General features: G+C 49.6%; 16 protein-coding genes and 1 tRNA gene. 10 read left to right on the forward strand and 7 right to left on the reverse strand.

Translation table 11 applies throughout. The features are described 5' to 3' along the window. Positions 1-15 precede the first annotated feature (15 nt). Complete coding sequence (gene alaS / locus NQ565_RS00600) at positions 16-2,637, forward strand: alanine--tRNA ligase (RefSeq protein WP_005657568.1); 2,622 nt, start codon at positions 16-18, stop codon at positions 2,635-2,637. Between the two features lie 116 nt (positions 2,638-2,753). Here the strand turns inward: alaS and NQ565_RS00605 are convergent, their stop codons facing one another. Both NQ565_RS00605 and NQ565_RS00610 read right to left on the reverse strand, forming a co-directional pair. Further along, positions 2,754-3,581, reverse strand: a complete 828-nt coding sequence (locus tag NQ565_RS00605; RefSeq protein ID WP_005657571.1) for a hypothetical protein — start codon at positions 3,579-3,581, stop codon at positions 2,754-2,756. A 76-nt stretch (positions 3,582-3,657) separates the two neighbouring features. After that, the gene (locus NQ565_RS00610) at positions 3,658-5,076 is read right to left on the reverse strand and encodes an ATP-dependent DNA helicase (RefSeq protein WP_005657573.1); all 1,419 of its coding nucleotides are present in this window, start codon (positions 5,074-5,076) and stop codon (positions 3,658-3,660) included. Between the two features lie 95 nt (positions 5,077-5,171). Here NQ565_RS00610 and NQ565_RS00615 point away from each other — a divergent pair, with 95 nt between their 5' ends. From NQ565_RS00615 to NQ565_RS00625, 3 genes are read left to right on the forward strand one after another with little or no spacing between them, the layout of a single operon-like run. Beyond that, a complete protein-coding gene (locus tag NQ565_RS00615; protein WP_005657575.1) occupies positions 5,172-5,858 on the forward strand; it encodes a hypothetical protein in 687 nt (228 codons plus the stop codon). A gap of 18 nt (positions 5,859-5,876) precedes the next feature. Continuing rightward, the gene (locus NQ565_RS00620; protein WP_005657577.1) at positions 5,877-6,656 is read left to right on the forward strand and encodes a DUF3822 family protein; all 780 of its coding nucleotides are present in this window, start codon (positions 5,877-5,879) and stop codon (positions 6,654-6,656) included. Continuing rightward, positions 6,647-7,189, forward strand: coding sequence for an RsmD family RNA methyltransferase (locus NQ565_RS00625; protein ID WP_034535963.1), 543 nt, complete (start codon positions 6,647-6,649; stop codon positions 7,187-7,189). Before NQ565_RS00620 ends, NQ565_RS00625 begins: the two co-directional genes overlap by 10 nt. A gap of 3 nt (positions 7,190-7,192) precedes the next feature. Here NQ565_RS00625 and cls read toward each other — a convergent pair whose 3' ends face one another. The 3 genes from cls to NQ565_RS00640 all read right to left on the reverse strand — a co-directional run bounded on the left by cls (position 7,193) and on the right by NQ565_RS00640 (position 12,159). After that, positions 7,193-8,632 (reverse strand): cardiolipin synthase, encoded by a 1,440-nt coding sequence (gene cls / locus NQ565_RS00630; protein ID WP_005657581.1) that lies wholly within the window; start codon positions 8,630-8,632, stop codon positions 7,193-7,195. Positions 8,633-8,738: 106 nt separating this feature from the next. Then, positions 8,739-11,645, reverse strand: a complete 2,907-nt coding sequence (locus NQ565_RS00635) for a TonB-dependent receptor (RefSeq protein WP_005657585.1) — start codon at positions 11,643-11,645, stop codon at positions 8,739-8,741. 100 nt (positions 11,646-11,745) lie between these two features. Beyond that, the gene (locus NQ565_RS00640; protein WP_005657587.1) at positions 11,746-12,159 is read right to left on the reverse strand and encodes a hypothetical protein; all 414 of its coding nucleotides are present in this window, start codon (positions 12,157-12,159) and stop codon (positions 11,746-11,748) included. A gap of 168 nt (positions 12,160-12,327) precedes the next feature. On the opposite strand from NQ565_RS00640, the gene aroB reads away from it, so the two are divergent. Continuing rightward, positions 12,328-13,389 (forward strand): 3-dehydroquinate synthase, encoded by a 1,062-nt coding sequence (gene aroB, locus NQ565_RS00645; protein WP_005657589.1) that lies wholly within the window; start codon positions 12,328-12,330, stop codon positions 13,387-13,389. Positions 13,390-13,394: 5 nt separating this feature from the next. Here aroB and NQ565_RS00650 read toward each other — a convergent pair whose 3' ends face one another. Then, complete coding sequence (locus NQ565_RS00650) at positions 13,395-14,447, reverse strand: winged helix DNA-binding domain-containing protein (protein WP_034535986.1); 1,053 nt, start codon at positions 14,445-14,447, stop codon at positions 13,395-13,397. A 265-nt stretch (positions 14,448-14,712) separates the two neighbouring features. Here NQ565_RS00650 and NQ565_RS00655 point away from each other — a divergent pair. The 4 genes from NQ565_RS00655 to NQ565_RS00670 all read left to right on the forward strand — a co-directional run bounded on the left by NQ565_RS00655 (position 14,713) and on the right by NQ565_RS00670 (position 20,849). After that, positions 14,713-14,787, forward strand: a tRNA-Pro gene (locus NQ565_RS00655). A 191-nt stretch (positions 14,788-14,978) separates the two neighbouring features. After that, complete coding sequence (locus tag NQ565_RS00660; protein WP_005657598.1) at positions 14,979-16,037, forward strand: hypothetical protein; 1,059 nt, start codon at positions 14,979-14,981, stop codon at positions 16,035-16,037. Between the two features lie 689 nt (positions 16,038-16,726). Then, the gene (locus tag NQ565_RS00665; RefSeq protein WP_005657604.1) at positions 16,727-17,512 is read left to right on the forward strand and encodes a TerB family tellurite resistance protein; all 786 of its coding nucleotides are present in this window, start codon (positions 16,727-16,729) and stop codon (positions 17,510-17,512) included. A gap of 70 nt (positions 17,513-17,582) precedes the next feature. Next, positions 17,583-20,849, forward strand: a complete 3,267-nt coding sequence (locus NQ565_RS00670; protein ID WP_005657605.1) for a S41 family peptidase — start codon at positions 17,583-17,585, stop codon at positions 20,847-20,849. A gap of 168 nt (positions 20,850-21,017) precedes the next feature. Here NQ565_RS00670 and NQ565_RS00675 read toward each other — a convergent pair whose 3' ends face one another. Continuing rightward, entirely contained in the window at positions 21,018-21,407 is a 390-nt protein-coding gene (locus tag NQ565_RS00675) for a DUF2721 domain-containing protein (protein WP_005657607.1), read from the reverse strand. Between the two features lie 130 nt (positions 21,408-21,537). Here NQ565_RS00675 and NQ565_RS00680 point away from each other — a divergent pair, with 130 nt between their 5' ends. After that, complete coding sequence (locus NQ565_RS00680; RefSeq protein WP_005657609.1) at positions 21,538-23,133, forward strand: aspartate:alanine exchanger family transporter; 1,596 nt, start codon at positions 21,538-21,540, stop codon at positions 23,131-23,133. Position 23,134: the final 1 nt, after the last annotated feature.

The raw sequence follows: 23,134 nt of genomic DNA on the forward strand, positions 1-23,134 counted from the left end.
TCATAAATAAGAAGTATGTTGACTGCAAATGAAATCAGAGACTCGTTCAAGAGTTTCTTCGAAAGTAAAGGTCACCAGATTGTGCCTTCGGCTCCTATGGTGATTAAGGACGACCCCACGCTGATGTTTACCAACGCGGGTATGAACCAGTTTAAAGATATTATTTTGGGGAATCACCCGGCGAAATATAAAAGAGTGGCAGACTCACAGAAGTGCCTGCGCGTCAGCGGAAAGCACAATGACCTGGAAGAAGTGGGGCACGATACGTACCACCACACCATGTTCGAGATGCTGGGCAACTGGTCGTTTGGCGACTACTTCAAGAAAGAAGCCATTTCCTGGGCATGGGAATATCTGGTCGATGTGCTGAAGCTCGACCCGAAAGACCTCTACGCCACCGTATTCGAAGGCAGCCCCGAAGAAGGCCTGGAACGCGACAACGAAGCCGCTTCCTATTGGGAACAGTTCCTGCCGAAAGACCATATCCTTAACGGAAACAAACACGATAACTTCTGGGAAATGGGTGATACCGGCCCTTGTGGCCCGTGCTCCGAAATTCACGTGGATTCACGTTCGGAAGAAGAAAAGGCCAAAGTACCCGGTTCGCAACTGGTGAACAAAGACCATCCGCAGGTTATCGAGATATGGAACCTCGTATTCATGCAGTTCAACCGCAAGGCAGACGGCAGCCTCGAAGGACTTCCCGCCAAAGTAATCGACACCGGTATGGGCTTTGAACGCCTGGTACGTACACTGCAAGGCAAGACTTCCAACTACGACACCGATGTTTTCCAACCGATACTGAAAGCCATCGGTGACATGACGGGAGCCACATACGGCAAAAACGAACAGCAGGACATCGCCATGCGCGTAATTGCCGACCACATCCGTACAATCGCCTTCTCCATCACCGACGGGCAGCTTCCGAGCAATGCCAAGGCAGGTTACGTAATCCGCCGTATCCTCCGCCGTGCAGTGCGCTACGGCTACACGTTCCTCGGACAGAAGCAGGCTTTCATGTACAAGTTGTTGCCCGTACTCATCGAGAACATGGGCGGCGCATACCCCGAGTTGAATGCACAGAAAGAACTGATAGCCAAAGTCATTAAAGAAGAAGAAGATTCTTTCCTCCGTACTTTAGAGACCGGTATCCGTCTGCTGGATAAGACCATGGCGGATGCCAAGGCAGCCGGCAAGACCGAAATCAGCGGTAAAGACGCCTTTACGCTCTATGATACGTTCGGCTTTCCGCTCGACCTCACCGAACTCATCCTCCGCGAAAACGGCATGACCGCCGACATCAAAGAGTTCGATGCCGAAATGCAGCAGCAAAAGCAACGTGCACGCAATGCCGCCGCCGTTGAAACCGGAGACTGGATTACACTGCAGGAAGGCACTACCGAATTTGTAGGCTACGATTATACGGAATATGAGACATCCATTCTGCGCTACCGCCAGATAAAGCAAAAGAACCAGACACTGTTCCAGATTGTACTGGACAAGACTCCGTTCTATGCCGAAAGCGGCGGACAGGTAGGCGATACCGGCGTACTGGTCAATGAGTTCGAAACGATTGAAGTCATCGACACCAAAAAGGAGAACAACCTTCCTATCCATATCACCAAGAAGCTGCCCGAACACCTGGAAGCACCGTTCATGGCATGTGTAGATACGGACAAACGTGCCGCCTGCGCCGCCAACCACTCTGCTACCCACCTGCTGGATGCCGCATTGCGCGAGGTATTGGGCGACCACGTAGAGCAAAAGGGTTCTTTGGTGACTCCGGACTCATTGCGTTTCGACTTCTCGCACTTCCAAAAAGTGACGGACGAGGAAATCCGCCAGGTGGAACACATCGTGAATGCCAAGATACGTGCCAACATCCCTCTGAAAGAGTACCGCAACATACCTATCGAAGAAGCCAAGGAACTGGGCGCCATCGCTCTTTTCGGCGAAAAGTACGGTGACCGCGTACGTGTCATCCAGTTCGGTTCTTCCATTGAATTCTGCGGTGGTACGCACGTAGCCGCTACCGGAAACATCGGAATGATGAAGATTGTATCCGAAAGTTCCGTTGCCGCCGGTGTCCGCCGTATCGAAGCCTATACCGGAGCACGCGTAGAGGAGATGCTCGATGCTTTCCAGGATACGATGCGCGATTTGAAAGCACTCTTCAACAACGCCCCCGACCTGTCAGGCACCATCCGCAAATACATCGAAGAGAACGCCGGTCTGAAGAAACAGGTGGAAGATTTCATGAAAGAGAAAGAAGCACAACTGAAAGAGAAACTTCTACAGAATATCCAAGAGGTAAACGGTACGAAGGTAATCAAGTTCTGTGCAGCCATGATACCCGCCGACACGGTTAAGAACATCGCATTCCAACTGCGCGGAGAGATTACGGAAAACCTTTTCTTCGTTGCGGGAACAGTATTCGAAGGCAAACCGATGCTGACAGTGATGCTGAGCGACAACCTCGTAGCCGGCGGACTGAAAGCCGGTAACCTTGTGAAAGAAGCCGCCAAGCTGATACAAGGCGGCGGCGGCGGTCAGCCCCACTTTGCAACTGCCGGCGGAAAGAACCCGGACGGCTTGAACGCAGCCGTAGACAAAGTCCTGGAACTGGCAGGATTATAATCCGTAAGATTGCCGGAGAGGCAGATATTTCAACTTCAATTTACAACAAAAGGAGAAGCCATCGCTTCTCCTTTTGTTTTTCCCGCTTGCAACTCCTGCCCGAAAGGGCCCGGCTTCTATTCCAACTTCAACAGGAAGTGCTCGCGATAAATGACCGTCACCCCCTCAGGCAGCAGTCCGGGCGAACAGAACGGGGTTACATTCTCTGCAAGCACGCATATCGCCGTAGCCACTCCGTCACTTCCGGCAAGGCTTCGCGTAAAGATTCTCTGCTCTCCGTCATAAGTAAACCGCCACAGCGCATGTACGTCCCCGTCTTCCCCTGCCATCGGAACTGTCTCGTAACTTCCCGTAAGAGATGCATCTTCCTTCCCCGTAGGATAGATTTCCAGCACTCCCTTATCCAGGTAATAGGAAGAGCCCTTGTCGGGTATCAACACATAATATCCGGAATCTTCCAGCCAGGAACGGCCGGAGAGTTCTTCCGACACCTTACCCAACAGTTCCACGGGCGCATCGCCGCTGATTCCATACTCAAATCCCTGCTTCGACATCTTATATTCCCGACGCTCTTTCACCGTAATGCGCAATTGCGCACCGGACCCGGAACCGTCCATCACCCGCACTACCGTTTCTCCCGCCGCCAAAGGCTGTATGCTTATACGCCTGTAACCGTTGCTATCACCTGCAAACGTTACGGCAGCCACCGATTCATGCTCATTCGTCAAGGTATAAGCACCATCGCCACCGTCTATGCCGAGCACCGTTTCCCCTTCGGTTTCGGAAAGGAAGAAAGCCAGAGACGAGACCAGGTTATCACATGTTCCAACCTGATAAACCGGTTCCGCACCCTCAAAAAGCACCACACTGCGATAATCGTCCTTACAGCCGGAAACGGCAAACAGCAACCATACCAAAGTCAAAAGAAAATACTGTTTCTTCATAATCGTCAGATAACAATTGTTCTATCTGTAAAAATACAGAAAATAACGGAATACTGCATCATTATCCGTCTCTTTTTCAGCAGATCTGCTCTTTCGGATAGTTCACCAGATAAAGAGTGCCCGTGGCCCGGGTAAATGCCGTATAAAGCCAACGGAAATAATCGGGCGTCAGATATTCGTCCGTCATATACCCCTGGTCCAGAAAAACATTCTTCCACTGCCCGCCCTGCGCCTTATGGCACGTCACGGCATAGGCATACTTCACTTGCAAGGCATTGTAATAAGGGTCGGCTTTCATCTTCTTCATCCGTTCCCGCTTCACGGTGATATCGGCATAATCTTCGAGAACGGTATAGAAAAGGCGGTCGTTATCCGCCTTGGGCAGTGCAGGCGCATCGCTGTGCAATGTATCCAGCAGAAGATTTGCTTCCAGTTCGAAGTTGTCGTAATCGGGAAATTCCAGCGTGACATCCGCAAAACGGAAACCATACAGTTCGCGGGTGCGGCGCACGCGGCGCACCACCGCTGTCTCGCCGTTGGCTATAAAGTCCATCTCCTTCTGTTTTTCCGTCCAGTAATAATTATTTTTCGCCACCATCAGCAAGTCGCCCGTATTCAGTTCATCTTCCCGCCAGAGTATCCGGGAGCGGATGCCGTTATTGTAGATATTGGCACGCTTGTTGGAGCGGCATATCACAATCGTCTCGTCCAGCCCGTCGCGGTCGTAACACGTTTCGAGCGCATCTATCAGTTCATCGCCCGGCAGAACTTTGATGTCGGCAAACCCCGCAACCTTTATCTTCGGCAGAGCCTCGCAGGCATCTTCGGCAATCAGTTGGCGCAGGCGCGTAGCGTTCCACAAAATACCCGATTGCTGCTCCTGGCGTACCACTTGGGTCAAGTCCACTTCCTGCACCTCCAGTCCGTAGCCTTTCAAGGCATCTGCAAACAGAGCGGGACTCTGCTCCTCGCCCACTGGCGGAAGCTGTGCCGTATCTCCCATCAGCAAAAGGCGGCATCCCATACCCGAATAGACAAACTGCACCAGGTCGTCCAGCAAACGCCCCGTGCCGAATGCCGAACCCGACAGACCGTCATTGGCAATCATCGACGACTCATCGACAATATATAATGTATGAGTTGTCAAATTATCGTTCACCGAAAAGTTGCCCGTCTCATTGGAAAAAGATTGCTGTCTATAAATTTTTTTATGAATTGTAAACGCCGGATGTCCCGCATAAGCGGAGAAAACCTTCGCCGCCCGCCCCGTCGGAGCCAGTAATACCGACTTCTGTTGCAGCTTGTCCAAAGTCCTGACCAGAGCGCCCACCAGCGAGGTCTTACCCGTACCTGCATAGCCACGGAGCAGAAAAACCGTCTCACTACGGGGCGCGAGAAGGAAGTCCGACAAAGATTTTATAGCAATTTCCTGCTCCGGAGTTGGTTGATAAGGAAAATTTTCCTTAATTTGCCTTTCTAAATAGTTATTTATCATTTTTGTAAGAGAAAAAAGTAACGGGAACTGTCGTTTTTAAATTTATTTCTTTTATTTTTGCGGTGCGAATATAACAACTAAAAAACATATTTATCATGAAAACAGTTTTTAATATCGTTTTAGGCTTGTGTGCCCTGGCTTTAGTTTATATCTGCTATGCCAGCATCATGGGTCCTATAAACTTTGAAAAAGCCAAGAAACAAAGAGACGCAGCAGTAATTGCCCGCCTTATCGACATTCGTAAAGCGCAGTTGGAATACCGTGGTTTGCACAACCAGCAATATACTGCCAGCTTCGATACGTTGATTGACTTCGTAAAGAATCAGAAACTTCCGTTTATCTTCAAGCAGGGTGAATTGGACGACAAGCAGTTGGAAGACGGCTTGACTGAAAAGAAGGCTATCAACATCATCAATAAGGCCAAAAAGACGGGTAACTATGCAGAAGTCAAGAAATGGGGATTGGAAAACTTCAAACGCGATACCATGTGGGTAGCCGTGCTGGACACTATCTTCCCGAAAGGCTTCAATGCCGACTCTATGAGATATGTTCCTTTCGGCAACGGTGCACAGTTTGAAATGGCTATCAAGAACGATACTGCCAAATCCGGTGCTCCTTTCTGCCTGCTCGAAGTCAAGACTCCGTATGAAGTATATCTGAACGGTCTCGACAAACAGGAAATCGCTAACCTGAAAGATGTTCAAACCAAGTTGGGCAAATACTCAGGTCTGATGATCGGTAGCCTGGAAACAGCCAACAACAACGCCGGTAACTGGGAATAATCCACCGACACAATACGTATGATAGAAACGACTGATTTTAGTAAATCGGAACAATATACCTTATCCATCCGTCTGAGTACGGATGGATTTTCTTTTTCTATATTCAATCCGCTCGGCGAAGGCAGATTTTCTTTCCACGAGCACGGAGTGGACGATTCCCTGTCCCTCACTGCCAACCTGAAACAGGCTTTCCGCGAAACGGACTGGCTGAAGAATCCTTTCCGCCGTATCAATGTCCTTATGGCGGGCAAACGCTTTACATTCATTCCGTTGGAATTCTTTGAGGACGAACAGGCGGAAACCGTATTCTATCATAATCACTCCAGACAAGACAACGAGCTGGTGCAATACAACATCTTGCATAAGAACAATATAGTCGTACTGTTTGGAATGGACAAAAGCGCCTGCTCCCTTTTACGCGAACAGTATCCCGACGTCCGTTTCTATGCGCAGGCAAGCCCTCTCATAGAGTACTTTGCGGCAAAGAGCCGCCTGGGCAATTGCCGAAAAATGTATGTGCACCTGCGCAAAGAAGCGGCAGAGATATACGCCTACGAACGCGGCCGGCTGGCATTCGCCAACACCTTTGCCTGCAAGGAGACAAACGACCGCCTCTATTACATCCTCTGTGTATGGAAGCAGCTCGGCATGGCACAGGAACGCGACGAGCTCCACCTCACCGGCGAACTGTACGACAAAGAGCAACTGCTGCCCGAACTGAAAAAATTTATCCGGCAGGTATTCATCATGAACCCTGCCGCCAATCTCGACCTACAAGCCATCAACCTATGCGAGTAATTAGCGGAATATACAAAAGAAGGCGTTTCGACGTGCCCCATACTTTCAAGGCACGCCCCACAACCGATTTCGCCAAAGAGAATCTGTTTAATGTACTGTCCAACTACATGGACTTTGAAGAAGGCGTACGCGCACTCGATTTATTTGCCGGTACAGGCAGCATCAGCATCGAGCTTGTGTCCAGAGGCTGCGACCAGGTAATCAGCGTAGAGAAAGATCGCGACCATTACGCTTTCATCTGCAAGGTAATGAAAGAACTCAAGACCGACAAATGCCTGCCTGTCCGCGGCGATGTATTCAGATATATACAAGGCAGCCGCGAACGGTTCGACTTTATCTTTGCCGACCCGCCGTACGGACTCAAAGAGCTTGAAACCCTGCCCGACCTCATTTTCGACAACAACCTGCTGAAAGAAGACGGCCTGTTCGTGCTGGAGCATGGAAAAACCAATAACTTCGAGGAACATCCCTGCTTTTTGGAAAGAAGAATCTACGGCAGTGTCAATTTCTCTTTCTTCGGCATTCAAGGCTGAAAGCTACAGTAACGGTGCCAGCAGCCGCACTATGCTTTCTGCCGCCTTACGGTGCCAGGGACGTTTCTCCCAATTCTTGGAGAATACCTGCACACATTCCCGCTGATCCTGCAAGAATATCTCACGCATCTGCAATGCGGTCTCGGTGTCGTATATAAAGGCATTCACCTCAAAATTATGCTCGAAACTGCGGAAATCCACGTTCGTAGAGCCTACTGTGGACAATTCGTCATCCGATACCATGAGTTTGGAGTGCAGGAAACCTTTTTTATAAAAGTACACCTTGACACCTGCACGCAACGCCTCTGCCAGATACGAGCAGGAGCCCAGATGCGTCAGCCTGTTATCCGCACGATAAGGCAGCATAAGACGCACATCCACCCCTGCCAGTGCAGCCGTCTGCATGGCTACGAGCACGGCTTCCGTCGGAAGAAAATAAGGAGTCTGTATATAAAAGTATTTCCGGGCGCCGGTTATCGCCATGACAAGTCCCTGCATGATTTCTTTCCAGGGACCTATCGGTTCGGCCGTTACAATCTGCGCCAGTGAAGTGCCGCAGGCATCCACCTTCGGGAAGTAGCGGGCAGACGTAATCAAGGTACGGTCTACAAAATACCAGTCGAGCAGAAAAGCCGTTTGCAGGCCATGCACAGCCTTACCTTCCAGCAGCAGGTGCGTATCACGCCAGATGCCCCATGAAAAGCCGCGCATATAACGTTCGGCCAGATTCATTCCGCCTACAAAGCCCACGCGCCCGTCAATGACTACAATCTTGCGGTGGTTGCGGTAATTCACCTTGCTGGTGAACAAAGGAAAACGTACTTTCAGGAAACTGCGCACTTCCACTCCCGCCTCGCGCATCTGTTCATAAAAGCGGTTGGGAACATGCCAGCATCCCACATCATCATAAATCACACGCACTTCCACTCCCTGCTTCGCTTTCTCCATCAGCACATCGCGCACCATACGGCCTATGGCGTCATCCTCGAAGATATAAAACTCCATGTGGATGTGCCTGGTCGCCTTTTGCAATTCGCGCAGCAAGGATTGAATCATGGAAAGTCCCCGCGTATAGACTTCCACACGGTTTCCATCGAAAGGAAAAGCCTGGTTGGTGTTGCGAAACAGAGAGATAAGGCGGCCGTAATTTGCCGGAAGCGCACAGGAATCCTGAGCAAGATATTCGGCCATCGGCTTCTTCAACAGACGGTTGTAACTCTTCTTGCCAATGACACGCACCCGCCTTTGGCTGCGGCCGAAGAAGAAGTAAAACACCAGTCCCACCACTGGAAGGAACATCAGCACCAATATCCACGCCATTGTCTTTACCGGATTCCGGTTATCGAGAATGATAACCGTGATTGTTCCGATAATTGCGCCAAAATAGATAATATCGAATGCTACTGTGGCAATCAGGCCGGCTATGAAGTTCCAATCAAGCATACATTTGTCACAAGAAGAAATAAGTCCCGAATAAAAATCAAAACAGATTTTAAAACAAATATATGAAAAAGGAAGGAAGTTTTACGACCTATTACATTGATTAACATTAGAACGGACGCCGCCCGCCGCCAAAGCCACCCCGGTGGCCGCCCGGACCGGGACCGCCGAAGCCTTGCCTGCCACGCATGCTTTCGCGCGCACCCTTACCGCCAAAAATATTCAAACGGTAAATGAAATGCAGCATGCAGTAGCTGTTGACACCATTATAAGACGAAACCGACCGGCCATCCGCCGTCAACGAGCGGCTGATGTTGCTCTGTTGTTTCAAGATATCGTACATCTCGAAGCTCACAGTCGCCGCACCTTTCAGGAACGATTGCGAAAGTTGCGCGTTCCAAATCAACTCGTTGCGGTTCATGCTGCTGTCCGTATAGCCGCGACGGCTTTGATTGGTGATATTGGTGGAAAGCGTCATCTTCCAGGGCATCGTGATATTGGTCAGCGCACCGTAGGAGAAAGTATAGGGATTCTGGTTATTCTCCGGGCGCAATTTGCTGCGCTCTGCCGTATAGGAAACCGAACCGTTCACTCCGAATTCAAACCAGTCGTTGCGGTAGGCCCCGTTCACCCGCTCGCTCAGCATAAGTTCGGTGGTGGTATTCTTGTTATCCTGTTTCGTATTCTGATCGTATAGGAAAGCCACGTTGTTATTGTATCTGAGTTGCGAAAAAGAGTTTACCGTAAACTTCTTGTTCTTCAACGCCGTATTGAATCCGAACATACCGAAAGCGCTCCAGTTGCCGTTGATATTCTTGGGCGTAGTGGTCCGTCCACCGGTTTGCTCGTTGTACACCGTACTGTTGCTGATGCTGTTCTGCGTGGTCGAGAAGCTGAGATGTGTCATCATTCCGCGCTGCAACTCACCATTATAAGTATTGTAGAAGAGGCGCATATTGTGCGTAAATGCCGGCTTCAGTCCCGGATTTCCGACTCTGATGTTCAGCGGATTCGAGTTGTCGGCAATAGGCAGCAGGTTCTCCATGCTCGGCTGACTGCTGCGTCCACGATACATAAAACGCAACTGGCTCACTTTAGAAAAACGGTAACGGAAATCAATGTTCGGGGCAAAGTTGAAAACGTTTCGGGCCGTATCAATCATATAATCCCCGCGCTTATAGGACAATACCGAATGCTGCGGCTGGAAAGACATCCCCGCACTCAACTGATACTTCTCACGGATGAAGCGCAACGACACGGACGCATCGTGATTGTAGTATCTGTACTCCGCATATTTGCCCAGGCTATCCACGGCATGCGACTCGTATCCGGACGGCAAAGGCCCGTTGATGTCCCACTCCGGATAGTCCAGCATATCGAATGTGGTCTTGTCGCTCTCGCTGTACTTGTATTGGAACTGATAGCTGAACTGCAGGAAAGTGGCGCGTGCAATCGGTTCGCTGTACGTAACCTGGGCGCTATAATTATAATTGTTGGTAGGTGTTGTGATATACTGGTTGCGATACAGCACGGAGTCGCCGCCCAACGCGTTCAATATCTGGTAATAGCGGGTTTCCGACTGCCTGTACTGGTCGTTATCGTTGTCGCCGTAGCTAAAGCGTCCGCGGAAGGTTATGTTACGTCCGCGGTTATTCAGCTTCCTGTTGAGTTGCAGCGTGGCGGACGTCGAAATGCTTTTGCTTTTGGTCAGAGAAGCATCATTCGTTGCATTGACACGGATACTTTCCAAAGGGTCGTCTTCCAGCTTGTCGAAGTCGAGAAAATCGTTCGGGTTGGCAATCAGGCTATACGGGTCCGAGTTGAATGTTCCCGATTCCGAACCGGAAGTACCGTTTGTCTTGCCGTAAGAGAAGTTAGGACGGAAAATGATATTCGTCATCGAATCCGGCTTCCACTCCAGACGGAAGTTGGCAAAGACATCCGAATTCTTGTTCTTGTTGACAGCGTTCGAATTGGAGTATGAACTTCCGTTCTGCAGGAAACGTTCCGAAGAGTTGGTACTGATAATGTCCGCACCTTTATAATCATAGCGGACGCTACCGTCAAGCTCCAGCTTTGAAGTCTCCGTCGCAAAGTTCGCTCCCAGTGTTTTCGTGGCTACCAAACCGTTGTTCCTGCGCCAGCGCGGACCGCCTCCACCACCGGAGAACCCCTGGTCGTTGACATTATTGGCAGAACCAATCAAAGAGAATTGCGTCTTATCGACAATGTAATTTACCATCATGCGTGCCATATAACGGTCTTCCGTACCATAAGCCACATCCGCATTGCCGAACCACCCCTTATTCATACCTTTCTTCACGGTAAGGTCGAGCACTGTCTCCTCTTCACCGTCATCTATACCGGTGATGCGTGCCAGGTCGGACTTCTTATCGTAGGTTTTCAGTTTATCAATTATATCCACCGGCAAGTTCTTCAAGCCCGTCTTTATATCGCCCCCGAAGAACTCTTTGCCGTCCACCATGATTTTCTTCAGCTCTTTGCCGTTAATCGTCACATTGCCGTCATCATCGATTTCCGCACCGGGCAGTTTCTTCACCAGTTCTTCCAGCATAGCCCCTTCCGGCGTGCGATAGGCAGAGGAACTGTACATCAGCGTATCTTCCACCACCTGCACTTGCGGCGCTTCCGCCACTACCACAGCCTCGGCAAGCATAATGGCATCCGTTTCGAGCGTTATCGTACCCACATTTTTATTGCGCACGTTGGCGTAGAGATGCAGCGGGAGAAACTTATTCTTAAAACCTATATAGGAAACTTTCAGCACATATTTCCCCGCATTCACCTTCGGCAGGGTAAAGTAGCCGTTTCCCGTAGTGGCAACACCGGCTGCATAAGCGCTGTCCGGCAACGATAGCAATTGAATGGTAGCTTGCACCGCAGGCTCGTTCGTGTCTTCAAGCACACGGCCGGATACGGTGATGTTTTTGGTTTGTGAAAAAGCAGACAATGCCGTTGCCAGCAACAGCACCGCCGCAGTGATAATTTTTTTCATGCCCTGTCTTCTAAATAATCAACACTGTTTATTTGTAACTGATTCTTTTGACAAAAGTACGGGCAAAAGGTTTAACGGGCTACAGAATGATTTTGTTTAATTACCGGTTATTCCGCTTGAACAGGTTGTCCACGGTCGCTTTCTTTATGCCGAATTCAAGGCAGAGGACGTTCATAATCAGGAATATCAGGAAAGAAGAAGAATCGACGGACATAATATCGCCCTGCGCCACCCTGTACAGCATGCCTCCGAAAATAAAGAGCACGGTAAGGAACATCGCATTGCGCGTGGCTTTGTTGCGTATCTCCTCTATCGCCTTGCATTCGCCTTTCGTCAGCGCAAAGAGTATCATCAATGCCCCCAGCATCATCAGGAGTTTGGAGCACTCTTTATAAAACAGCAGATTGGCATCTGTAACCCTGCCCGTAAGCATCATCAGGAACGGAAGGAACAAGGCCAGCGCAATTACGAAATAGCCCAACGGACGGCAGTATACGGGAAGTAAAGCTTTCATTTTCTTACATACAAATTAAAGGTTACGGTGCGGACACCTTACAAATACATAGATTTTCGGAAACAAAGATAACGTTTTATTGTTGAAAGAACTATCTTTGTAGCATAATAAATAAAGAGAGCAATGCTCCCTTCCATAATTTACAACTTCTAATCCGTAATAAGTCAAATGAGTAAACAAGAAGTAATCCTCTGCAAGGAGTTGGAAAACGACCTGACGCATGCCATCGGAAAATGTCCTCACGACAAGCTTTTCATCCTTACCGACGAACATACACACCGCCTTTGCCTGCCGCAACTGCAAAGCATCCCCGCACTGGAAAATGCCGCCGAAATCATTATCGGAGCAGAAGACGTGCACAAAAATCTGGAGACGCTGGCTTCCGTGTGGCAGGCTCTGAGCGAACAGGGAGCCACCCGCCATTCGCTCTTGATAAACCTGGGCGGCGGAATGGTCACCGACCTCGGCGGCTTTGCGGCTGCCACTTTCAAACGCGGCATTGCATACATCAACATCCCTACCACCCTGCTTGCCATGGTAGACGCATCCGTAGGCGGAAAAACAGGCATCAACTTCAACGGACTGAAGAATGAAATCGGTGTCTTCGCCCCTGCTTCCTCCGTCTTGCTGGAAACCGGGTTCCTGCGCAGCCTCGATGCCCGCAACTTTTTCTCCGGCTATGCCGAAATGTTGAAGCACGGACTCATCAGCACTTCCGACCATCTGGCGGAACTGCTGTCTTTCGATACAGAAAACATAGACTACTCCGCACTCAGAACAATGGTAGGGCGCTCCGTACAGGTAAAGGAAGATATTGTGGAACAAGACCCCAAAGAGCACGGCATACGCAAGGCGCTCAATCTGGGACACACCATAGGACATGCTTTCGAGAGTCTTGCCCTGGCCGAAAACCGTCCGGTACTGCATGGTTATGCCGTGGCGTGGGGACTTGTGTGCGAACTTTACCTCTCCTACCTCAAAGCCGGCTTTCCTAAAGATAAAATGCGCCAGACCATCCAATTTATCAAAGAGAATTACGGTGCTTTCGTCTTTAGCTGCAAGCAATACGACAGCCTTTACGAACTGATGTTGCATGACAAGAAAAACACTGCCGGCATCATCAATTTCACGCTGCTGAAAGAGGTAGGCGATATCTGCCTGAACCAGACGGCGGACAAAGAAACGATTTTCGAGGTGTTCGACTTTTACCGGGAATGTATGGGGGTATAAATCCCTCACTTTCCCAAGAACTGCATATACTGCTGTTGTGCTTTGTCCAATAAAGCCTCATCTATGCGGCTTTCCTGCCGGAAGAGAGAACACCCCGGGCCGCATCCGTTTCTTTTAACCTTCCTGTCCCAGTTCCCAACAATCTGCCCTTCGTAAAGTATTACCGGAAAGAACAGTCCGTTCCTCGTAAAAGCTTTGGAATAGTGTTCGGAAGGGAGCACATCCGTCCGGTCTTTATAACCCAGCAGCAGTTCATCGTACGGCGGCAGAAACCGTATATGCCCTTTTATGCTGCCGCGGGTTCTGCCGGACTCATGAAGATACCAGGTCTGCCCTTTCCACTGTTCTTCCGTCAGTTCACTGCCTATCAGGTATATACCTTGTTTCGCTTCCGTTACGGATAGTCCGGACCACCACACAAAATCCTGTAAAGTGGCAGGGGTATGACTACGGAAATAATTCCTTGCCAAACGTGCCAGAGCCTCGTCCTTCGTTATGTCCGGCACAGATGGCACGCACTCTTCCAGAAGCATGTAAGCATGCTTTCCGCCTTTAGACTCTCCTCCGCAAACGATGCCTTCCACTTCCGCCCGTACCATAAAGCGGGTCATATGATAGTTGTCCGCCACCAGCCCCGAATGCCGGAAGTGTTCCGCTATTTCCAGCCTGGTCAGCCTTTTCTTTCCGGCAAGAATCGTTTCCAATGCACGATTGCTTTTACTGTAAAGTTCCTCGGATATCTCTTCCCTGCCTTTGGCGTATGCCTCATTGGCAGCTTTTATACGCCGGGCAGAGAGCTTCAGCATCCAACGAATATCTTCTGCCGCCACCAGATGCCACGTAGGGCGCATTACGTGCGTTCTTAAAATCTCTCCTTTCTGCAACGCTTCTTCCACCGTCCGGACAGTGGCCGAAGCCAGGCGCATACCCACCGCCCATTTAGCCATTGCATAATCCTGTGCCTGGACAGCTCCCATCCAGGACACCAACTCTTTCGGAGAATGAAACAAAGGATTCGCCAACTGCTGGTTCAACAAGCGCAATTTAGGTATATCCATCATCAAATATATTGTTTATACGGTTTATAACTGCTTTTGGGAAATGGCAAAGCTAATATAAATAAACAAAAAAAAGGTAATATGCCCCAAAGAATCATCTGTTTTTCCGGCCGGATATTGCAATCACCTACTATTTCAGATTTATTTAACAATAAGAAAGCACTGATAAACAGCGAATTTTAAAATAAAGGTAAAATAAAGGCAATAAAAAATCACAGAAGTATTTGCTATTTCAAAATAAAGACGTACTTTTGCATCCGCAATTCGGGGTGTAGCTCAGCCCGGTTAGAGTACGCGTCTGGGGGGCGTGTGGTCGCTGGTTCGAATCCAGTCACCCCGACTGGTAAAAATGAAGGAGTTAAGTGATAAACTTAGCTCCTTTTTCTTTTATATATGACACATTTATAACACAAATCGTGGGTCAGTAGATTTTTACGGGTCCAAAGTACATCGGGAGCTATGCCGGATACGTGACGAGCAAAAACTTTCGGAAAAATATACGTAAACACTGAATTATAAATTAAATTTATTATGATGAACAAATTCAAACTTTCTGTTTTAACAATCTTTTTGCTATCAATCTCATTACCAAGAATACAAGCTCAGACTAATGTCCGAGCTTATGAGAAGTGGGAAGCTACGCAATTCGTTGCTGTAAGTGGACATCAACCGGAAGACTATGTTCTTGCAGATAATAATTGGGAAATAATATATAATCTACGAACGCCTCACACCCTAAATGAACTTCTTAAAATGGGAGTTAAGTGTTCTGACAGCCAATTATTATTATTGGAAGTAGGAGGACTAATTGACAGAACCAAAGGAAAATGGAAATGCACAATTCCTATTCTTGACGAAGAACAGACAACCTCTTTAAGAAATATCAGTAAGGAGATTGCGAAATCTATGTATTCAAACACTAAGAGTGATTTTGTCTCTCTCGTACATACAATCAAGGAGATGGGATTTGAAAATAACGCACTCTCATTGGTGTTTTCATATCTTTTGGATGGTAGGATGTGGACTAAACTGGTCTTATTCGATGAGATAAACAACCATGCTGGTTGGAGTGGTTGCTACTGGGTTTTATATGAGCCACGCAAAGACCTTAAATTCGGAACAAATGGCTTTGGTGATATGAATTTTATACTAACCTATCTCAACAGCGAAGTCTCACCAAGCAGTAAAACGATGGATGAAAGTGCTGAAGAAATATCCAAATTTGGGAAAATAAACAATCCACAACTTATTTCTAAACTCATACCTTATGGCTTGACAAACAGTAACGGGGATATACAATTTCCTATTATAAAAAAACAGCAAGACCGTTTTCATCACATTATCAAAAAGCTGGTTGACTCCATTTCTTCTGAACTTAAAAGTAATTGCAGCAATATAGCAACCCAATATAATATAAGTGATGAAAAAACAGCAATGGTGATTTTGTACCATGAGGTTATGTGGTATTTAATGGATAATCTGATTCAAGATAATGTGTTACATATTCCTGCTGTTTTTAAAGACGAGAAAAAAAATAAACAACGGCTGAATGAAGTCGTTTTCTTTGTTGAAGGTGGATTGATGCAGTAATGTCTGTAGTTTCTGAAAAATCAATGCTTTGCTACAAGTTTAATAAAATAAATCTACAACAACAGCTCAACGTAAAAAATCCCCGCTTCTTCCATTCTCTTTTGCCTAAGCCTAACCCGTTTTTCCCACACAAAAACAGCACTTTCCTTATTCTTTTTTGTTGAAAAGCAGCATGATAAATGTAGCCGTACCACAATAAAAACCCCGTTTTCCAGTTGCGGGCCCTGCGGTTGCCAACTGCGAACCGCAGGGTTTGCAACTGCGGGCTCTACAGCCCGCAACTGCAAAACGAGGAATACTACATGCTGTTGCAACATTATACAAGATGCAATAGCGGAAAAACAACAAGGCAACATCACATTTATCTTACGCATTCGGGAGGCAAAGTCACGGTTTAACCTTTTTTAGCCCCTGATATGAACAAAATCTCCCCAAATGCAGGAAATCTTGTTTTAAACAATAACACACTGATTATAGGACGATTAAGAACTGAAAGACGGATAAAAAGAGCCTTTTCCCGTGACGACCGAATTTGGTCGTCACCTGTCGCCGTCCGTGTCACCACGTCTGTATCGCTCTCCCACAAAGGGATAGAGACTAAAAGTGACGAGTGACGACCGTTTTTCTTTTTAACCCCTTTCTCTTATTCGGATAAGAATTGCTATTTTTGCAGATAAAAGAACAAAATTATGGGAGCAGGAAAATGGATTGGCGGTATCATCGGCTTCATGGCAGGCGGACCGCTCGGCGCATTGGCAGGATATGCACTCGGGTCGCTGATAGAGCTCGGTGACAATACTGCAAGTTATACGACAGACTATGGCAACGGGCAGACTGAGGAAGATGTCTTTGCCGGGCAACGGAACAGTTTTCTTTTTTCGATGCTGGTAATGGCCTCGTACATCATACGGGCAGACGGACGCATCATGCACAGTGAAATGGAATATGTCCGCAATTTCCTACGGACCAACTTCGGCGTTGCGGCAGTAGGCGAAGGCGAACGGATATTGCTCAACCTCTTCGAGCAACGCAAGCGAATGGACATGCAGAATCCTCTCGCATTCAGACAGACCATCCGTGATTGCGGCAGGCAGATAGCCGCCAACCTCACATACGAGGAACGCCTGCAACTGCTGGGATTCCTTGCCAACATAGCCCGGAGCGACAACAACGTCTGCCGCGAAGAGATAGAAGCGCTGAAAGAAGTGGCAACCTATATGGGACTGTCCGAAAAAGAAGTGGAATCCATGCTCAACCTGGGCGGCAACTCCCTGGAAGCTGCCTACAAAGTTCTGGAAATTCTTCCTACAGCCACCGATGAGGAGGTGCGTGCCGCCTATCGCAAACTGGTACTGAAGCACCACCCCGACCGGGTAGCCACATTGGGAGAAGACATCAAACGCGCCGCCGAAGAGAAACTCCAGGATATCAACAATGCCAAAGAGATAATCTACAAAGCAAGAGGTATCAAATAGCCGCGAAAGACTGTCTCACCGAAAAAGGGCTTCAATCCCCCCCAAGAATATTAATAGAATCCTATCCGATATGAAGAAAATTTTTGCTTATCTCACACTGGGTTTCACTACCCTCACCACCTATGCCGCAACTCCTCTCTGGATGCGCGACATACAGATTTCACCCGACGGCACGGAAATCGTTTTCTGTTACAAGGGAGACATCTACAAAGTTTCCGCAAAAGGCGGTACGGCCACACAGCTCACCACGCAGGAGTCTTACGAATCGTCTCCCGTATGGTCGCCGGACGGCAAACAGATAGCGTTTGCCAGCGACAGGCAAGGAAATTTCGACGTATTCGTAATGCCGTCCGATGGCGGTGCGGCACAACGCCTGACCACCAACTCGGCAGGAGAAATCCCTTCCGCATTCACGCCCGACGGCAAGTACATCCTTTTCTCCGCCGCCATACAGGACCCGGCCGGAAGTGCGCTCTTCCCCAGTCCTGCCATGACCGAGCTTTATAAAGTCCCCGCAACCGGCGGACGCACCGAACAGGTATTGGGCACTCCCGCCGAAGCCCTCTGCTTCGACAAAACGGGCGACATGTTTTTCTACCAAGACCAAAAAGGATTTGAAGACCAGTGGCGGAAGCACCACACCTCTTCCATTACACGTGACATATGGATGTACGACTGCCGTACAGAGAAGCACACCAACCTCACCCGCCACGCGGGCGAAGACCGCAACCCCGTCCTCTCGCCGGACGGACAGACCTTGTACTTCCTGAGCGAGCGCAACGGCGGTTCTTTCAATGTGTACTCCCTACAGCCGGCACACCCCGAAGCGGTAAAAGCGGTAAGCAGTTTCAAGACCCATCCCGTGCGCTTCCTCTCCATAAGCGGCAACGGAACATTGTGCTATGGTTACGACGGTGAAATATATACCCAGCAGGATGGCGCCGCCCCGCAAAAAGTACAAATAGAGATTATCCGCGACGACCGGCCCGATACAGCCCGCCTGACCTTTACCAACGGAGCCACCTCGGCAACCGTTTCGCCGGACGGCAAGCAAGTGGCATTCATCGCCCGTGGCGAAGTGTTCGTCACTTCGGCAGACTATGCCACAACCAAACAGATAACCCATACCCCTGCCGGTGAAAGCGGCCTGTCTTTCGCGCCCGACAACCGCACGCTGGCTTATGCCAGTGAGCGCAACGGCAACTGGCAGTTGTATCTTGCCAAAATAGTCCGCAAGGAAGACCCCAACTTCCCGAACGCCACCATTGTAGAAGAAGAGGCATTGTTGCCGTCAGCCACCGTTGAGCGTGCTTTCCCGCAATTCTCGCCCGACGGTAAAGAGCTGGCATTCATAGAAGACCGTACCCGCCTCATGGTGGTGAACCTTGATACGAAGAAAGTGCGCCAGATTACTGATGGCTCCACCTGGTACAGCACAGACGGCGGGTTCGACTATGCCTGGTCGCCGGACGGAAAATGGTTCACCCTCGAATTCATCGGCAACAGGCACGACCCGTATTCCGATATAGGTCTTGTCAGCGCACAAGGCAACAGCCCCATCATCAACCTGACCAACAGCGGCTACATGAGCGGTTCGCCCCGTTTTGCCCTCGACGGCAATGCCATTCTCTTCAAGACGGAGCGTTACGGCATGCGCGCTCATGCCTCATGGGGTTCGCAGGACGATGCCATGCTCGTTTTCCTCAATCAGGACGCCTACGACAAATACTGCCTGAGCAAGGAAGACTACGAACTGCGCAAGGAGCTGGAAGCCGAACAGAAAAAAGCGCAAAGCAAGGACACTGCCAAAGGTAAGAAAGGCAGCAAGAAAGATGCAGGACAAGAAAAAGCCGCGGACGATGACAAGGCTCAGGTAAAGGACATCACCGTAGAACTGAAAAACATGGAAGACCGCATGGTACGCCTCACCCCGAATTCCTCGGACATGGGCAGCGTCATCATCTCCAAAGACGGTGAGACCCTTTATTACTTTGCCGCCTTTGAAGGCGGTTACGACCTTTGGAAAATGGATCTCCGCAAGAAAGACACCCGGCTGCTTCACAAAATGGATGCCGGCTGGGCTTCCATGGAAATGGACAAAGACGGCAAGAACCTTTTCCTGCTGGGCGGCAAAACCATACAGAAGATGAATATGGCATCGGATGAGCTGAAGCCTGTCACTTATCGGGCGCAAGCCAAAATGGATTTGGCGGCGGAACGCGAATATATGTTCAACCACGTGTACAAACAGCAGAAGAAGCGTTTCTACAACACCGATATGCACGGCGTAGACTGGGATGCCGTGAGCGCCGCCTACCGCAAGTTCCTACCTCACATAGACAATAACTACGACTTTGCCGAACTGTTGAGCGAGTGGCTGGGCGAGCTGAACGTGTCGCACACCGGCGGCCGTTACTACGCTTCCGGACAAAGCGAACCGACTGCCAGCCTGGGACTGCTTTTCGACTGGAATTACCGGGACAAAGGGATGCGCATTGCCGAAGTCATAGAGAAAGGTCCGTTCGATAACGCCTCAACCAAAGCAAAGGCAGGCATCATCATTGAAAAGATTGACGGCACAGAGATTACCCCTGAAATGGATTACTACACATTATTGAATGATAAAGCCAAAAAGAAAACCCTCGTCTCACTCTACAACCCGCAAACCAAAGAACGCTGGGAAGAGGTGGTAATTCCGATAAGCGGCAGCGCACTGAATACCCTGCTCTATACCCGCTGGGTGAAACAACGTGCGGCAGATGTGGACAGATGGTCCGGCGGACGGCTGGGATATGTTCATATCGAATCAATGGGCGATGACAGTTTCCGTTCCGTCTACTCGGACATTTTGGGCAAATACAACAACCGCGAGGGCATCGTCATCGACACCCGCTTCAATGGCGGCGGACGCCTGCACGAGGACATCGAAATTCTGTTCAGCGGCCAGAAGTACTTCACGCAAGTGGTTCGCGGCCGCGAAGCCTGCGACATGCCCAGCCGCCGCTGGAACAAGCCTTCCATTATGGTGACCTGCGAAGCCAACTATTCCAATGCACACGGCACACCGTGGGTGTACCGCCACCGGAATATCGGCAAACTGGTGGGTATGCCCGTTCCGGGAACCATGACAAGCGTATCCTGGGAGCGTCTGCAAGACCCGTCGCTCGTATTCGGCATCCCCGTGGTGGGTTACCGCCTGCCCGACGGCAGCTACCTGGAGAACAGCCAACTGGAACCGGACATCAAAGTGGCCAACTCGCCCGAAACCATCGTAAAGGGTGAAGATACCCAACTGAAAGTTGCCGTAGAAGAATTGCTGAAAGAACTGGACAAATGATGATTTCTTTTAGGCACGGATTTCGCGGATTTCACGGAAAAAGAACAAAGAAAATCTGTATTTTCCGTGTAATCCGTGCCTAAAAAGAAACAAATAGCAAGCGAATGTTAGTTTTGACACACCCTCTTTTTTGAAGGACAATATGTCGGGGCTTCCGGCAGCTCCTTTTCAATCGCCCATATCATTCAGATGTATCTCCAATGCCTTCACCGAGATATAAATCTCATACACCGAAATTGCCAGCGAGATAATCAGCAGCACCAATGCCAGGCCAAAGATATAGACCGATACCAGATGAAGCCGGATATAGATAAAGAACATGCTGACCACACACAGCAGCAGGCTTGCTATACCGGTTACCTGCATAGCCCGCGTCAGGTAAAGCCGTTGCCGCAGATTGGCAATCTGTGCGGCCGTCACCGACGAATGACTCTTCTGATGTTGCTCTTTCAAAGCACGTACAAGACCGGCATAGGACAGAAAACGGTTGGTATATGCCAACATTATCAAAGATATTGCCGAGAACAGCAAAGCGGGGGTAGTTAAATCAATTTCCATAAAACGTTTTTCTTCATTCTTTTAAAACCTGCAAAGGTAAGCAATAAAACCGAAAAGGAAAATAGCCTTCCCTATCTAACTTTTTTCCATTACCTTTGTTCCCAAGAAAAGACCTAATTCATCAAAGCCTATGTTCACAGACTTGCTCAATTCCTCTTATTTCGCCCTGTTCCTCATCGTAGCCCTCGGCTTCATGTTGGGAAGGATTAAAATCAAAGGATTGTCACTCGACGTATCCGCCGTTATTTTCATCGCCCTGCTATTCGGGCATTTCGGCGTCATCATCCCCAAGGAGCTGGGTTACTTCGGACTCGTACTGTTCATCTTCACCATCGGCATACAGGCGGGACCCGGCTTCTTCGACTCCTTCCGGAGCAAAGGGAAGACCCTCATCATCATCACCCTGCTCATTATCTGCTCCGCCGCCCTTACGGCAACGGGACTGAAATATGCCTTCGACATCGACACGCCGAGCGTGGTGGGACTCATAGCCGGAGCGCTTACCAGTACGCCGGGACTTGCCGTTGCCATTGACAGCACCCACTCGCCGCTGGCATCCATTGCCTACGGTATCGCCTATCCGTTCGGAGTAATCGGCGTTATCCTGTTCGTGAAACTGCTGCCCCGCATCATGCACATCGACCTCGACCGGGAAGCCCGCCGCCTGGAGACAGAGCGCCGCGGACAGTTTCCCGAATTGCTCACTTGCATCTACCGTGTCACGAACCCCGTAGTTTTCGGACGCAGCCTGATGCAAATCAATGCCCGTGCCATAACCGGTGCTGTAATCTCCCGCCACAAGCACGGCGAGCAAATCTCCATCCCCACCGCACACACCGTACTCCGTGAAAACGACTACATACAGGCAGTGGGCAGTGACGAAGCCCTGAACCAGCTTGCCACCCTGGTGGGCGAACGCGAAGAAGGGGAACTCCCGCTCAGCCACACCCAAGAGATAGAATCTCTGCTGCTGACCAAAAAGGATATGATAAACAAGCAACTGGGCGACCTGAACCTGATGAAGAACTTCGGCTGTACCGTAACGCGTGTCCGCCGAAGCGGAATAGACCTTGCCCCCTCGCCCGACCTCGCGCTGAAATTCGGCGACAAGCTGACGGTGGTAGGCGAAAAGGAAGGACTGAAAGGACTGGCGCGCCTCTTGGGCAATAACGCCAAGAAACTGTCCGATACCGATTTCTTCCCGATTGCAATGGGTATTGTGCTCGGAGTACTGTTCGGCAAACTGAATATATCCTTTCCCGGCGGTTTGTCGTTCTCACCGGGACTGACGGGCGGTATCCTGATAGTGGCCCTGTTCCTCAGCGCAATAGGCAAGACAGGTCCTGTCATCTGGTCGATGTCGGGCCCTGCCAACCAACTGCTGCGACAGTTGGGACTGCTGCTGTTCCTCGCCGAAGTAGGTACGTCGGCAGGAAAGAACCTGGTTGCCACCTTCCAGGAAAGCGGCTGGCTGCTGTTCGGAGTAGGCGCAGCCATTACCCTGGTTCCCATGCTGATAGCCGTGATTGTGGGCAGGATGGTGTTTAAAATCAGTATTCTCGACCTCTTGGGAACCATTACCGGCGGCATGACAAGTACCCCCGGCCTGGCGGCTGCCGATTCCATGACCGACAGTAATATTCCGAGCGTGGCATACGCAACGGTCTACCCCATTGCAATGGTATTCCTCATACTGTCCATTCAAATCATAGCTACAATGATTTAAG

The sequence above is a fragment of the Bacteroides stercoris ATCC 43183 genome (genome assembly GCF_025147325.1).
GTDB lineage: Bacteria > Bacteroidota > Bacteroidia > Bacteroidales > Bacteroidaceae > Bacteroides > Bacteroides stercoris.

Bases quoted from the DNA above. Each gene is read 5' to 3' on its own strand.
- alaS (WP_005657568.1), top strand. From the start codon at position 16: ATGTTGACTGCAAATGAAATCAGAGACTCGTTCAAGAGTTTCTTCGAA.
- NQ565_RS00605 (WP_005657571.1), bottom strand. From the start codon at position 3,581: ATGAAGAAACAGTATTTTCTTTTGACTTTGGTATGGTTGCTGTTTGCC.
- NQ565_RS00610 (WP_005657573.1), bottom strand. From the start codon at position 5,076: ATGATAAATAACTATTTAGAAAGGCAAATTAAGGAAAATTTTCCTTAT.
- NQ565_RS00615 (WP_005657575.1), top strand. From the start codon at position 5,172: ATGAAAACAGTTTTTAATATCGTTTTAGGCTTGTGTGCCCTGGCTTTA.
- NQ565_RS00620 (WP_005657577.1), top strand. From the start codon at position 5,877: ATGATAGAAACGACTGATTTTAGTAAATCGGAACAATATACCTTATCC.
- NQ565_RS00625 (WP_034535963.1), top strand. From the start codon at position 6,647: ATGCGAGTAATTAGCGGAATATACAAAAGAAGGCGTTTCGACGTGCCC.
- cls (WP_005657581.1), bottom strand. From the start codon at position 8,632: ATGCTTGATTGGAACTTCATAGCCGGCCTGATTGCCACAGTAGCATTC.
- NQ565_RS00635 (WP_005657585.1), bottom strand. From the start codon at position 11,645: ATGAAAAAAATTATCACTGCGGCGGTGCTGTTGCTGGCAACGGCATTG.
- NQ565_RS00640 (WP_005657587.1), bottom strand. From the start codon at position 12,159: ATGAAAGCTTTACTTCCCGTATACTGCCGTCCGTTGGGCTATTTCGTA.
- aroB (WP_005657589.1), top strand. From the start codon at position 12,328: ATGAGTAAACAAGAAGTAATCCTCTGCAAGGAGTTGGAAAACGACCTG.
- NQ565_RS00650 (WP_034535986.1), bottom strand. From the start codon at position 14,447: ATGGATATACCTAAATTGCGCTTGTTGAACCAGCAGTTGGCGAATCCT.
- NQ565_RS00660 (WP_005657598.1), top strand. From the start codon at position 14,979: ATGATGAACAAATTCAAACTTTCTGTTTTAACAATCTTTTTGCTATCA.
- NQ565_RS00665 (WP_005657604.1), top strand. From the start codon at position 16,727: ATGGGAGCAGGAAAATGGATTGGCGGTATCATCGGCTTCATGGCAGGC.
- NQ565_RS00670 (WP_005657605.1), top strand. From the start codon at position 17,583: ATGAAGAAAATTTTTGCTTATCTCACACTGGGTTTCACTACCCTCACC.
- NQ565_RS00675 (WP_005657607.1), bottom strand. From the start codon at position 21,407: ATGGAAATTGATTTAACTACCCCCGCTTTGCTGTTCTCGGCAATATCT.
- NQ565_RS00680 (WP_005657609.1), top strand. From the start codon at position 21,538: ATGTTCACAGACTTGCTCAATTCCTCTTATTTCGCCCTGTTCCTCATC.